Source organism: Mesorhizobium sp. M0678, from assembly GCF_040320505.1.
Lineage (GTDB): Bacteria > Pseudomonadota > Alphaproteobacteria > Rhizobiales > Rhizobiaceae > Mesorhizobium.
This window is the reverse complement of the sequence record NZ_JAMYPT010000015.1, coordinates 25,619-38,282: the sequence shown is the minus strand read 5'-3', so window position 1 is coordinate 38,282 and position 12,664 is coordinate 25,619. Positions and strand designations below refer to the sequence as shown.

Here is a 12,664-nt window from a genome sequence, read left to right as displayed (position 1 = left end):
CCTTTCAAAGCTGCTGGAGTTGCGAAAGCGTGAGCGGGGCGACGACGTAATCGCCGCTGCCGTCGAGACCGGTGACCTCGGCGATCGCGTCGATGCGGCGCGAGGATCCGCGCCCGGCGATGAACACGATTAGATCGATGGCATCGGCTATGAGACGGCGGGGAACGGTGACGACGGCTTCCTGGGCGAGTTGCTCGATCCGGTAGAGGGCGGAGCGCGCCGAATTGGCGTGAACCGTGGCGATGCCGCCGGGATGCCCGGTGTTCCATGCCTTCAGCATGTCCAGGGCCTCCGCGCCCCTGACTTCGCCCACGATGATGCGGTCGGGTCTGAGCCGCAGCGTCGAGCGCAGGAGATCGGCGAGCGTGACCGACCCCCGCCTCGTCCTCAAGGCAACGCAATCCTTCGCCGCGCATTGCAGTTCGCGCGTGTCCTCGATCAGGATCACCCGCTCGTCGCAATCGGCGACTTGTGCCAGCAGCGCATTGGCAAGTGTTGTCTTGCCCGACGACGTGCCGCCGGCGACCAGGATGTTGCGCCGCTCGCGCACCGCCTTCCTCAGGGCATCGGCCTGCACCTGCAGCATGATGCCATCGGCGACATAGTCGGCCAACGTGTAGAGTTTTGCCGCAGGCTTTCGGATGGCGAAGCATGGCGCCAGCACGACCGGCGGCAGCAGACCCTCAAAGCGCTCGCCCGACGGAAGTTCGGCACTGACAATCGGATTGTCCGCATGCGCCTCGTCGCGCACGTGTGACGCGACCAGGCGAATGATGCGTTCCGCCTCGGACGGGTGCATATGCACGCTGGTATCGCCCCGGCCTTCACCCAACCGGTCGAGCCACAGCGCACCGTCGGGATTGACCATCACCTCAATGACGGTCGGATCGGCAAGGGCTTCGGTGATCGCCGGGCCCATGGCGGTGCGCAGCATGGCGCGGCGGCGATGCTCGGCTTCTGGATGAGAACTCATCCTTCCCCTCCCCCACGATTGTCTTTGCCAAGAGACCGTTTCCCAGAAGCGAGCTGGTGGCCGACCTGTTCGACAAATTTGTCGAAACGCTCCTGGGCAATCGCCTGCGTCGCCCTGTCCGGGACCGGCGTGTGCGCATGAAGCGTGATCGAAAAGCGGATGAAGAGCGCCAAGCTCTCCAGGATCACCTCGACATCGCGCCTGACATGGCCGAGGTCGCGGGAAAGACGGTCGAGCCTCACACCGTAGCGCTGATCGAGCTCGTTCTCACCGCGCCGCTCGATGAAGGCCTCGACCGCCTTTGCCACGATCGCGGATTTGGTGGCCGAGGGATCACGACTAAGTTTATCCAGCCTCTTGCTCAACTCGAGTTCGAGCAGAAACTGGTGGCGAATGCGGTGGGGCTTCATGAAGCTCGTTCCAACTGACCGACGCTGATGCGCCAGCGGCAGGAACAAGCATCGGCCAGACATCCCAAATTGCTTATGGCCGTTATCTACGCTGAGATGCGCTCTGCCTTTGAGCGCCGTTCAGAAGCCGGGCACGATGTCCTTGTCGTCGCCCATTCCCTCGTTGAGGCCGTACGCACGTGCTGCGGTGGAAATCCGGTCCATCACGCGTTGGTCGGCAGCCGCCTCGCTATCATCGTCAGCAGGCTTGAGCAAATCCTCCTGATCAGGCTCTTGGGCAAGGAGGGGATGATCTTCGGGCAGACCTGGATGACGCTGCTGCTGGAGACCGCCGTCCTCTTCGATTGCTGCGCCGGTGCTGTCGCCCTCGGCAGCAAGACGGCGGTCAACGCCGCGCACCTGTCCGACCCAATCGTCCGGGCGTGACGCAGGGGAGTCCGCGTAGGGACCCTCGCGTAGCGCCGGCGAAGGCAGCACCCGTTCGGTGAAATTCTGATCCTGGTAATAGCGCAGTTTCTTCGCGCGGATCGGCGGCAACCCCGAAACCAGTATCAATTCGTCTTCCTGCGGCAGCTGCATCACCTCGCCCGGCGTCAGCAACGGCCGTGCGGTTTCCTGGCGGCTCACCATGACGTGCGAAAGCCAGGGCGCCAGCCGATGGCCGGCATAGTTGCGCATGGATCTGAGCTCCGTCGCCGTACCGAGCGCGTCCGAGATACGCTTGGCCGTGCGCTCGTCATTGGAGGAAAAGGCAATCCGCACATGGCAATTGTCGAGAATGGCGTTGTTCTCGCCATAGGCCTTGGAGATTTGGTTCAACGATTGCGCGATCAGATAAGCGCGGATGCCGTAGCCTGCCATGAAGGCGAGCGCAGTCTCGAAGAAGTCGAGCCGACCGAGCGCCGGGAATTCATCCAGCATCATCAGGAGCTGATGCTTGCGGCTCTTCTTTGCATCGCCCTCCAGCCGCTCGGTCAGCCGCCGGCCGATTTGATTGAGCACCAATCGCACCAGTGGCTTGGTGCGCGAGATATCCGACGGCGGCACGACCAGATAGAGCGACATCGGTCGCTCGGCATCCACAAGGTCGGCAATGCGCCAGTCGCAGGCCGATGTTGCCGCGGCCACGGTTGGATCACGATAGAGCCCGAGAAACGACATGGCGGTCGAGAGAACGCCTGAACGCTCGTTCTCTGATTTGTTCAGCACCTCACGGGCCGCCGACGCCACAACGGGATGGGCCTCAGGCTTGTCCGCCGCGCCGAGGTGGTTGGTCATCATCATCTGCTGCAGTGTCGCGACAAATGAGCGTTGTGGGTTCGACAGGAAGGTGGCGACGCGGGCAAGCGTCTTTTCCTCTTCGGCGTAGAGCACGTGCAAGATGGCGCCAACTAGGAGTGAATGACTGGTCTTCTCCCAATGGTTCCGCCGCTCCAGCGCGCCTTCCGGATCGACGAGAATGTCTGCGATGTTCTGAACGTCGCGGACCTCATCTGGACCTTTGCGCACTTCCAGCAGCGGGTTGTACCGCGCCGATCTCGGATCGGTGGGATTGAACAAAAGGGAGTACGAGAACTTCGACCGCCAGCCGGAGGTCAGCTGCCAGTTCTCGCCTTTGATGTCGTGAATGACGGCCGAGCCGGTCCAGGAAAGAAGGGTTGGAACAACGAGTCCGACGCCCTTGCCCGAACGTGTCGGCGCAAAGGCCATGACGTGTTCCGGTCCGTCATGGCGGAGATAGCGATCCTTCAGTTCGCCAAGCAAAACGCCGGCCGGCTGAAACAGCCCTGCCTTCTCGATCTCCCGAGTCGCGGCCCACCGTGAGGAACCATAGGTGGTGACCAATCCGCGCTGCCGCGCGCGCCAGAGGGAGCCAGCTATCGCGGCGGCACAGCCTAGGAACCCACTGGCTCCAGCAAGCATGCCGGCCTTGTCGAAAACCTCAGGCGCATAGGCGTCGAATTGAAACCACCATTCGAACAGTTTCCACGGCTTGTAGACCGGCCAGGCCGCCGCGACAAACCATGGCGCGCCGAGTGGCGGCTGATAGGAGAGCATGTGGGCGCACCATTGGGTTGCAGTCCACACGCCAAGAATGACAATTGCGAATACGACAGCGATCTGCCCAATCAGCAACTTCGTGGGTGTCAATGGCTTGCTCCGCTCTTCTGGGCAGACGGACCAAACATCGCGCGGAGCGATGAGAATTCGAACGGCCTCTACGTGCGACTAGGTGCGATGACAAGGTTGATAGGTATTGTTCAGCTGCGAACAGCGAAAATCCGCCGCAGCAACCTATCGGCGTGCCAGGTACGCGGTTTGGTTGCAGAAATGTTGGCATCTGCGCGGGGCACATTGAAGAAGGCTGTGTGTGGTGAGGAAGGCGCATCCGGGCCACGATGATGCCAAGCGTCAGGGGACTGGCACCCGGTGCTTGATGCCGTCCGGCGTCGGGGACAGGCCATCTGGCAGGCCTTGCCGCTAGCCGAGCAGCGCCGCGTGGTGCGTCATCTTCGTGCGCTGTGGGATGTGCATCGCTTCCGCATCGCGCCACAGATCGCGGCCGTGCTCGATCGCCGCGTTGCCGAGGGCAGGCTTGCCTATCGCGCCGCATCGATTGTCGGCGCCGAACAGGCAGACGGATGCATTCGCGTGCGGCAGCGGCTGCGTGGCCAACGCAGCCTCGTTGTCGATGCTTTCGACAGTGTGATCGTGACGACCGGACCGGCGCACGCCGATGTCTTGCGGACCAACACAGCGATTGCGGCGCTCGAGCGGATGGGATTGGTCCGGCTCGACCCGATTGGTCTTGGTTTGGAGACCGACAGTCAAGGCCGTGCGGTCGGCACATCCGGGCGCCCGACCGACAGCATTTTCGTCAGCGGGCCACTGGCGCGCGGCAGCGTTGGCGAATTGATGGGAATTCCCGAAGTCACCGCGCATGCCGAGCGCATCGCCGCTGAAATCGACGAATGGCTTGGATATCAAACGGCGTTGCGCCACAAGGTGTCATGAAGCTGCAAACACGATAAGGCTATCCAGATGACACTGACCGAACGCGTTCCCCCAGTGGAAACCCGGATTCCCCTGAAATTTGCGATGCGACACTTGGCCGGAGCTGTCTCCGTGGTGACCGCAGGTGTTGGCGACGAACGGACGGGCGCAACCGTTACTACCGCCCATTCCCTATCGGTCGAACCAGAGGTGATGGTTGTGAGCATCAACCTGAACTCGTCTACCTGGGCAGCCATCAGCCGGCATGGGCATTTCTGCGTGAATGTGCTGCGTGCCGACCAGATGGCGATTGCCGACCGTTTCGCCGGACGCGGTGACCTGAGGGGGGCGGCGCGTTACGAGGGAGCCCGCTGGTCTAGCCTTACAAGCGGCGCATTGGCACTCGACAGCGCGCTCGCCGCGGTCGACTGTACGGTCGAGGACACGATTATTCGCCACAGCCACGCGCTGATCCTCGGCAGCGTCCGGCAGGTGGTGAGCGGAGAGCCAGGCCCGGCGCTGATCTATCATCACGGCGCATACGGATCATCGTGAGCTTGTTGGGTTCGGCTCCTTTCCAAACAGCTTGATTAAGCTAAACCGCGCGAAGCGATGTAAAGCGCCATCAGCCTGGCACTGGGCCACGGCGCCCCATCGCGCGAAGGGCAAGGTCGAAACCTTCGTCCACCGAGTTCACGATCCGGCCACTCAGTTCGTATCCAGGCAGACATCGGGATGGCGGGACAGGAGGCAGGGCAATGCCGTCGTGCATGACCTCGAGGCGACCATCGGGGTAGTCGCAGACGACGACCTTTTTGCGGGCAAGTCGCCTCGCGGTATCGGTCGGATCGAGAATGAACAGCACCTTGTCGTAGCGCAGTGTCAGGGCCTGAGACAGCGTGCGGACCTCCTTGCGGCACATGGCGCCGACCAGATTCTCGTGATCGGGGCGGCGCATGTCCTTCGGGTTGCGTGGTTCTTTGCGAAAACGTGCGTTAAAGTCCGCCATGAATGCCGGCGCAAAGGCGTTGGCCGCCTCGATGGTGTTGATGCCGCGAAGGCGCAGTTCCTTCATAAGCCGGTCCTGCAGCGTCTGATGGGCGCTTAACACGACCTTTTGCCTGTGCAAACCGATCACGATCAGGAAAAGTCGATACTTGAACAACAGGATCGAGCAGGACCATCGGCGCATTCAATCGCCGTGTGCGGCCGATGCTCCTTCAAGTCGCCGGCCACCGCCAGCATCATCCTGTCCGGGATCGAAATGCTTCACATGATGCGCAAGCGACAGGCAAGTACGCATTCAATCCAAATCCCTCCCTGGCCGAGCAGTTCGCCATGCTGGCGGCATGACAGCGGCCGGTCTCGACCACCTTCATGACGCAGAAAAAACTTTGGGACCGAGCAGGGAGATTTTGCAGAGAGACAGGAAGCAGAGAGCGGTTGCTCATGGCATACTCATGCAATCGGTCAATCCCATTCCGGCGTCCACGGCACCTTGTTCTTGTCCACGCACCTGAAGTTCGTGCATGTGAGAGCGTCGATCCGCTTCATGTCGACGCTAGATAGAACGAAATCCATGACGTCGAAGTTCGACCGCATGTTTTCCGGCTTGGTTGACATTGTATTGACGGCGACGCCTTTCTGCAGAATCCATCTCAACACCACCTGCGCAGCCGACTTTCCGTAGGCTATGCCGATCTGGCCAAATTGCGGATATTTGAAAACCTCCCCCCTCGCGACCGAAGAGAACGAAGCCAGCGGAACGCCCGTCTGAAAGGACATGTCGAGCAGAATTGACTGATCGAGAAGCGGGTGGAATTCAACCTGGTTGATCGCGATTTCGCCATTGGTGAATGATTGCGCGTCCCGCATCATTGAGGCCGTGAAATTAGAGACGCCGATCTCGGTCGCGAGTCCCTTACGCTTCGCATCCCGAAGTAGGGCGAGAGACTTGCGATTGTCCCCGGACGGATCCGGCCAATGAAGGAGCAGAAGGGCGACCTTCGACACGCCAAGAGCGTTCAGACTCGCCTCCACCGATTTCAGGAACTGTTCCTCGGTGTAGTTCTCGGGATGCACTTTCGTGGTGATGAGAAGGTCGTCTGTCGAGACGTTAGCCTGGCGGATGGCCGCGCCCAAGTCGGCCTCGTTTCCGTACAGTTGAGCTGTGTCGTATGATCGATAGCCGACCTCGTACGCAGCGGCAAATGCCTTCTCCAAATCCTCGCCCTCGAGCGGATATGTTCCAAACGAACGTTCATGTCCCGGCCGAAAGCAGATCGACATTTTCCTTTCCTTTCCCAGGCGCCGTAGCGAACCGTGTGCACATTGAGCTGCTATAGATGGATGCTGTCCCAAACCACGGCGCGATCGATCGACTGGATCACCTTCCTCTCTGCCACGGCCATTCTCCGACTGACGTCCTTTCATAATGCAGTGGTCAACCTCCGTTGTGGATGGAGCCGACGTCAATCATGCGATCCAGCGAACGGATGAAGCTCCAAAGCTAGCCACATGCAATCCGTATCCGCGTAATACTGATGCCATGGGTAGAGAAACCCGCCAATACTATCGCTTGTGCAATCGAAGAATGGCTGGGCGAAGCCCGGAGCCATCAGGATTTCTTCGGTCAGTGTTTCCCGCTGCTGCGTCTGAAACTTCTGCATCCGTCCCACTCCCATGATCTGCACATGGGTCTCGATGAATGGATGCAGATTGTGGATCAGGCAGTCCGTCGCTTCCGGAGCAAACCAAAGATTGGCTTTCGCGGCAAAAGTCATGCCGTCGGTCTCCGGGTTCCCGGCAAGCATTGCCGCTGCACCGCTCAGACGAATTTCAATAAGGTCGTCCTGCGATGAGCGGTAGAGCGGCAGTCCGAGAATTTCCGCGGTCGGGTCGGTGATCGTCTCCGCATATCGCGGCCACCCTAGAGTGCTCGCCCTGGCGCCTACTGTCTCGAGAACACGGATCACAATCATTGCCTGTGCGTTCTCGATGACCGCGTCGATGAGCGTGGTCGATGAAAATGGCTGGATTGTTTGCCGAGGCTTACCAGCGATCTCAACGACGGTATCACCGATGTTGAAGACGATATTGCGCCCGTGAAGTGCGAATGACGAAGCGCCCTCAATCAGTTCGGCGTCAACCACAGCGTTGGAGAAATTGAGATCTCGCCGGTTGTTACGCCTAGCCATGAGCTTCCTCTCTTGCCATCGTCGCCCGGTCCGGTCCGTCCGACAGGGACATGGTGGTGTTCGTGGGAGGGCGTGGATCGCAGCGAAATCCAAAGATCGGTGCGCGCCACGCCGCTGACATCTGGTGCCCATCAGCTGACCAGCCGCGCCTCGCGTGCCGTCTGTGCAGCGAAATATCTCGCGATTGCATCGATAACCCGAGTTGTCGCCTTTCCATCGCCGTAGGCGTCCACGGGCCGGGCCATTCGTGAATATTCGTCCGGATCGCGCAGCAGTCGGGTCGCTTCACTCACGATGCGGGCGGTGCTGCGGCCCACAAGGCGCGCTGTGCCAGCTTCGACAGCCTCCGGCCGCTCGGTGATGTCCCTTAAAACAAGCGTCGGTTTGCCGAGTGAAGGGCCTTCTTCCTCTGCGCCGCTGCTGTCCGAGATGATGATGTCCGAGCGCAGCATAAGGCTGCAGAAATTCCGGTACGGTAGCGGATCCACCACCGTAATATTCGCCTGGTTGATCAGATAGGGCAACATGACTTCGCGCACTGCCAGGTTCTTGTGCAATGGGATGATGACACGCACGTTCTCCTGGGATGATAGCTGCACCAGAGCTCTTGCGATCTCGTGCATCGGTGCACCCCACGACTCGCGTCGATGTGCTGAGGCGACCACGATTCGCCGCGTATCGTTCTTGAGGTCGGCAAGTGCGGGCTCGGCGAAGGCGGGAGCATTTTCGGCCGCCCAATGAAGTGCATCGACGACCGTGTTGCCGGTGACCGTGATACGATCCTCACGGGCACCTTCGCGGATAAGGTTCTCGCTGCTCCGGATGGTCGGCGCCAGGTGGAGATCCGTTATCTGGGCAACGAGGCGCCGATTGGCCTCCTCTGGATATGGTGATGCAATGTTGCCGCTGCGTAAGCCCGCCTCGAGATGGATGATGGGGATACGGTGCTGGAAGGCGGCCAGGGCGCCTGCCAGGGTGCTCGCGGTATCGCCATGAACGATCACCGCGTCCATTCCCCATTGTTCCATTTGCACGGAGAGCATTTCCAGTATTCGATGTGTGACCTGCGACAAGGTCTGGCGAGGTTGCATGACGTTTAGTTCGATGTCCGGTCGAATACCGAATTCCGGTAAAGTGATATCAAGCATCTCGCGATGCTGCCCCGTGGAAACAACGAGTGGCTCGAACCTGCGGTCGAGCTTCATTGCGTTGATGACTGGGGCGCATTTAATCGCCTCAGGACGAGTACCGAAAATGAATGCCACTTTGGACATGATCGTCTCTCCAGAAGAATCTGAGGGGTCGCCGGCGACCGCAGTTGCCAAGGACTTGCATAGGGGGCCATCCATCAGGGCCTAAGCGAACCACGTGTTGGCCAATCACAGCGGACAACGAGAATCCTCTAGCCGAGGTCGACTGGAATGCGAGCGTCGCTTTCTGGTGGACGGCGATGCGCCCTTCCCACAGAATGCGGTCTGACGCAGATCTCCTTCTTGTTTCATCCATCGCGGCTAACCGCGCCATCAATGCTGGTCGGCAGTTGCTGCCGCCACTCCTCAACGAAGAGACACAAAACTCGTGCCAATTTGGCTGATCGAGCTGAAGAAAAAACTTTGTGCTTGCTTTACAGCTATTTAGCCAAAGACAAAGGATCGGCTAAACAAGACTGTGTGTGACGGATCCGACAAAGAGACTGTGTGTCACGGACCCGACAAGGCCGACAGAAGGCGCGGATCTGGTGCAACGAAGAATAAATTGGCCGCGTTGGTCCACGTTGGCGTTGGACCGCCCCTCAAAGCGTCGCTGACTCTTCACTCTTTCCCTGATGCCCACCACAGTCCCGGCAGTGATTGGCGGAGAATGGCTGTGGGGTTCTGGATTGGCTTTTCGGTCGAAAAGCGAAGGGGATTTCGGGCTGACAGAATGGGAACTCTCGGAACGAGGTAACCCGATGATGGTCTATCGCAACAGAGGACTAACCATCTTTCCGTGCTGGTCGCCGGTGGCGACACCGATCACCGCGCCCTCGTCGTTGTAGAGCACTTCGGTTGCGGCAAAGCCGGGATAGATCTCGACGCCGAGCTCTTCCGCCTTGGTCGCCAGTCAGCGACAGACATTGCCGAGCGATACGATGTAGTTGCCATGATTGTTAATCAAGGGCGGCATGGCGAAGTTCGGCAGGCGGATCGAGCCGGCCGGGCCGAGCAGCAAGAAATGGTCGTCCGTCACCGTGGTCTTGAACGGATGGCTATCGTCCACGCACCAGTCAGGCAGCAGGCGGTCGATGCCGATGGGATCGACAACGGCGCCCGACAGGATATGGGCGCCGACTTCCGAGCCCTTTTCCAGCACGAGGACGGTGAGATCAGGATTGACCTGCTTCAACCGGATCGCGGCCGACAGGCCCGCAGGCCCCGCGCCGACGATCACGACGTCGAATTCCATGCTCTCGCGTTCGGAGAGTTCGATCGTCATCGAAGCAGCTAAGTCCTCAAAGCGCCTTTTCGAGTTCCGGCAGGGCCTCGAAGAGATCCGCAACGAGACCGTAGTCGGCAACTTGGAAAATAGGCGCCTCCTCGTCCTTATTGATCGCGACGATGACCTTCGAATCCTTCATGCCGGCCAGATGCTGGATGGCCCCGGAGATGCCGCAGGCGATGTAAAGGTCCGGGGCGACCACCTTGCCGGTCTGGCCGACCTGCCAGTCGTTGGGTGCATAGCCAGCATCGACGGCCGCACGCGACGCACCGACGGCGGCGCCAAGCTTGTCCGCAACGGGAAGGATGACTTCTTTGAATTTCTCCGACGAGCCGAGCGCCCGACCGCCGGAGATGATGATCTTCGCCGAGGTCAGCTCCGGTCGGTCCGAGGTCGAAAGTGCGTTCGACACAAAGGTCGAAAGCTCTGAAGAAAAGGCTGCCGTCGAGATTTCCTCGACGACAGCAGATGGGCCTTGGGAGGCGTGGGAAAAGGACGCCGTGCGTACGGTGATCACCTTCTTGGCGTCAGTCGACTGCACCACCTGGATGGCATTGCCGGCATAGATCGGCCGTTTGAACGTGTCGGCAGAGACGACCTCGACGATTTCCGAGATCTGCGCGACATCGAGCAGCGCAGCAACGCGCGGCAGGATGTTTTTGCCGACCGAGGTCGCGGCCGAGACGACCGCATCGTAATTGCCGGCGATCGACACGATGAGCGCCGCCAGCGGTTCTGCGAGATTGTTGGCAAGACTGGCGTCGTCGGCAAGCAGCACCTTGGAAACGCCGGAGAGTTTTGCAGCCGCATCGGCCGCAGCCTTGACGCCGGAGCCGGCGACGAGCACATGCACGTCGGAACCGATCTTCGACGCGGCCGTCAGCGCCTTTGCGGTCTGGTCGGAAAGGGTTTCATTGTCGTGATCTGCCAGAAGAAGAATGGCCATGGTTTAGTCTCCCTTTCCCACCTTAGAGCACGCCGGCTTCGGTCTTGAGCTTTTCAACCAGTTCGGCGACCGACTTAACCTTGACGCCTGCCTTGCGGCCGAACGGTTCCTGGGTCTTCAGCACCTTGAGGCGCGGGGCGGTGTCGACGCCGAAGTCGACCGGTGTCTTCTTGTCGAGCGGCTTTTTTTTGGCCTTCATGATGTTCGGCAGCGACGCATAACGCGGCTCGTTGAGGCGAAGGTCGGTCGTAACGACGGCCGGAAGCTTCACGTCGATCGTCTGGAGACCACCGTCGACTTCGCGCGTCACCCTGGCTGTGCCCTCTGGTGCCTTGCCGTCGTCGATCTCGACCTTGGAAGCAAACGTCGCCTGCGCCCAACCAAGAAGGGCCGAGAGCATCTGGCCGGTCTGGCTGCTGTCGTCGTCGATCGCCTGCTTGCCGACGATGACGAGGCCGGGCTGTTCGGCCTCGGTGACACCCTTGAGGATCTTGGCGACGGCGAGCGGCTCGACGGCGTCGTCCGTCTCGACCAGCAAGGCGCGATCGGCGCCCATGGCAAGCGCGGTGCGCAGCGTCTCTTCGGCTTTCGCAGGACCGATCGACACCACAACCACTTCCTCAGCCTTGCCGGCTTCCCTGAGGCGTAGCGCTTCCTCAACCGAAATCTCGTCAAACGGGTTCATCGACATCTTGACATTCGTAAGCTCGACACCGGAGCCATCCGCCTTCACGCGGATCTTTACGTTGTAATCAACAACGCGCTTGACTGGGACCAAGATCTTCATGGCTCGACTCCAAAATTCGTCAGCAGAGGGCGTGGAAACGTTCGACCATGACGTCAAGCACCTCGCCGGGATCACGCTTCCACCAGTTGTTAGCGGAGAAAATCTCGACCTCGCAGGGACCGGTGTAGCCGGTGCCTTCGACACTCGCGCGGATCGTCTTGAGATCGGCAACACCGTCGCCCATCATACCGCGGTCCAGCAGCACGTCGCGCGTGTCGGCAAGCCAATCGCAAAGGTGATAGCCGAAAATCCTGTCCTTGCCGGCGCGCTGCAACTGGGTGTCAAGATCGCAGTCCCACCAGACATGGTAGACGTCAACGGCAATGCCAAGGTTCGGCGCATCAACCGCCTCGCAGATATCGACAGCGTCACGCACGGTCGTCAGGCAGGAGCGGTTCCCGGCGTAGACGGGATTGAGAGGTTCCAGCGCCAGCTTGACATTGCGGTCCGCCGCATAGAGTGCGAGGTCGGCAACACGTTCAGCGACAATCTTCAAGCTCTCGGCAGTGCCCTTGGTGCCGGGATGTACGCCGCCCACCACAATCGTCAGCACAGTGGCACCCAGACCGGCAGCCATATCGATGGACGCCCTCGCCTCATCGAGAACCGCTGTCCTGTCGATCGCTTCGCTACCGACAAGGAACGGTGTGCGGCAAAGCCCGGCGACGGAAAGGCCTGCCGAGCGCACCCGCTCGCCAATCTCGTTCGCCCGCGCACCGACTTCGCGGCGCCAGAAGACGATCGAGCCGAAACGACGGGCAGCACACGCATCAATCACCCGCTCCGGTGACCAGCCTGCACCGTGGCCATCCAAGTTGTGTCCGAGGCTGGCGGTGTTGAGCGCGAGCGCCAAATGGTCCGTCGAGAAATCGCGCATCG

Annotated in this window: 11 protein-coding genes and 3 pseudogenes; 3 read left to right on the top strand and 11 right to left on the bottom strand. The window is 60.5% G+C overall.

Annotation, left to right across the window (positions count from 1 at the left end):
* Nucleotides 1–4: 4 nt before the first annotated feature.
* The 3 genes from trbB to NKI29_RS23555 form a co-directional block, all read right to left on the bottom strand.
* Entirely contained in the window at nucleotides 5–973 is a 969-nt protein-coding gene (gene trbB / locus NKI29_RS23565) for a P-type conjugative transfer ATPase TrbB (protein ID WP_352690722.1), read from the bottom strand.
* On the bottom strand, nucleotides 970–1,383 hold the full coding sequence (locus NKI29_RS23560; RefSeq protein WP_352797398.1) for a CopG family transcriptional regulator: 414 nt from the start codon (nucleotides 1,381–1,383) through the stop codon (nucleotides 970–972). The genes trbB and NKI29_RS23560 overlap by 4 nt, the downstream gene beginning before the upstream one ends.
* Nucleotides 1,384–1,503: 120 nt before the next feature.
* Nucleotides 1,504–3,534 (bottom strand): conjugal transfer protein TraG, encoded by a 2,031-nt coding sequence (locus tag NKI29_RS23555; protein WP_352641434.1) that lies wholly within the window; start codon nucleotides 3,532–3,534, stop codon nucleotides 1,504–1,506.
* 279 nt (nucleotides 3,535–3,813) lie between these two features.
* Here NKI29_RS23555 and NKI29_RS23550 point away from each other — a divergent pair, with 279 nt between their 5' ends.
* Complete coding sequence (locus NKI29_RS23550; RefSeq protein ID WP_352622100.1) at nucleotides 3,814–4,398, top strand: FAD/NAD(P)-binding protein; 585 nt, start codon at nucleotides 3,814–3,816, stop codon at nucleotides 4,396–4,398.
* 27 nt (nucleotides 4,399–4,425) lie between these two features.
* Nucleotides 4,426–4,932 carry a flavin reductase family protein gene (locus NKI29_RS23545; RefSeq protein ID WP_352578191.1) on the top strand — a complete coding sequence of 169 codons (507 nt, stop codon included), beginning with the start codon at nucleotides 4,426–4,428 and terminating at the stop codon, nucleotides 4,930–4,932.
* A gap of 193 nt (nucleotides 4,933–5,125) precedes the next feature.
* Here NKI29_RS23545 and NKI29_RS23540 read toward each other — a convergent pair.
* Nucleotides 5,126–5,501 (bottom strand): annotated as a pseudogene (locus NKI29_RS23540) (ISNCY family transposase); the annotation flags it as partial.
* A gap of 3 nt (nucleotides 5,502–5,504) precedes the next feature.
* Here NKI29_RS23540 and NKI29_RS23535 point away from each other — a divergent pair.
* A pseudogene (locus NKI29_RS23535) lies at nucleotides 5,505–5,730 on the top strand (DDE-type integrase/transposase/recombinase); the annotation flags it as partial.
* Nucleotides 5,731–5,847: 117 nt separating this feature from the next.
* Here NKI29_RS23535 and NKI29_RS23530 read toward each other — a convergent pair.
* The 7 genes and pseudogenes from NKI29_RS23530 to NKI29_RS23500 form a co-directional block, all read right to left on the bottom strand.
* Nucleotides 5,848–6,666 (bottom strand): aldo/keto reductase, encoded by an 819-nt coding sequence (locus NKI29_RS23530; protein WP_352797361.1) that lies wholly within the window; start codon nucleotides 6,664–6,666, stop codon nucleotides 5,848–5,850.
* A gap of 182 nt (nucleotides 6,667–6,848) precedes the next feature.
* Nucleotides 6,849–7,574, bottom strand: a complete 726-nt coding sequence (locus tag NKI29_RS23525; protein WP_352517354.1) for a hypothetical protein — start codon at nucleotides 7,572–7,574, stop codon at nucleotides 6,849–6,851.
* A gap of 131 nt (nucleotides 7,575–7,705) precedes the next feature.
* Complete coding sequence (gene wecB, locus NKI29_RS23520; RefSeq protein ID WP_352797358.1) at nucleotides 7,706–8,848, bottom strand: non-hydrolyzing UDP-N-acetylglucosamine 2-epimerase; 1,143 nt, start codon at nucleotides 8,846–8,848, stop codon at nucleotides 7,706–7,708.
* A gap of 721 nt (nucleotides 8,849–9,569) precedes the next feature.
* Nucleotides 9,570–10,049 (bottom strand): annotated as a pseudogene (locus NKI29_RS23515) (NAD(P)/FAD-dependent oxidoreductase); the annotation flags it as partial.
* Between the two features lie 16 nt (nucleotides 10,050–10,065).
* Nucleotides 10,066–10,998, bottom strand: coding sequence for an electron transfer flavoprotein subunit alpha/FixB family protein (locus NKI29_RS23510; RefSeq protein ID WP_352496366.1), 933 nt, complete (start codon nucleotides 10,996–10,998; stop codon nucleotides 10,066–10,068).
* A gap of 22 nt (nucleotides 10,999–11,020) precedes the next feature.
* Nucleotides 11,021–11,785: an electron transfer flavoprotein subunit beta/FixA family protein gene (locus NKI29_RS23505; RefSeq protein ID WP_352496365.1), complete on the bottom strand. Its 765-nt coding sequence runs from the start codon at nucleotides 11,783–11,785 to the stop codon at nucleotides 11,021–11,023.
* Nucleotides 11,786–11,804: 19 nt separating this feature from the next.
* A complete protein-coding gene (locus NKI29_RS23500) occupies nucleotides 11,805–12,662 on the bottom strand; it encodes a sugar phosphate isomerase/epimerase family protein (protein ID WP_352496364.1) in 858 nt (285 codons plus the stop codon).
* Nucleotides 12,663–12,664 lie beyond the last annotated feature (2 nt).

Bases quoted from the DNA above. Each gene is read 5' to 3' on its own strand.
- NKI29_RS23530 (WP_352797361.1), bottom strand. From the start codon at position 6,666: ATGTCGATCTGCTTTCGGCCGGGACATGAACGTTCGTTTGGAACATAT.
- NKI29_RS23560 (WP_352797398.1), bottom strand. From the start codon at position 1,383: ATGAAGCCCCACCGCATTCGCCACCAGTTTCTGCTCGAACTCGAGTTG.
- trbB (WP_352690722.1), bottom strand. From the start codon at position 973: ATGAGTTCTCATCCAGAAGCCGAGCATCGCCGCCGCGCCATGCTGCGC.
- NKI29_RS23545 (WP_352578191.1), top strand. From the start codon at position 4,426: ATGACACTGACCGAACGCGTTCCCCCAGTGGAAACCCGGATTCCCCTG.
- NKI29_RS23525 (WP_352517354.1), bottom strand. From the start codon at position 7,574: ATGGCTAGGCGTAACAACCGGCGAGATCTCAATTTCTCCAACGCTGTG.
- NKI29_RS23505 (WP_352496365.1), bottom strand. From the start codon at position 11,785: ATGAAGATCTTGGTCCCAGTCAAGCGCGTTGTTGATTACAACGTAAAG.
- NKI29_RS23510 (WP_352496366.1), bottom strand. From the start codon at position 10,998: ATGGCCATTCTTCTTCTGGCAGATCACGACAATGAAACCCTTTCCGAC.
- wecB (WP_352797358.1), bottom strand. From the start codon at position 8,848: ATGTCCAAAGTGGCATTCATTTTCGGTACTCGTCCTGAGGCGATTAAA.
- NKI29_RS23500 (WP_352496364.1), bottom strand. From the start codon at position 12,662: ATGCGCGATTTCTCGACGGACCATTTGGCGCTCGCGCTCAACACCGCC.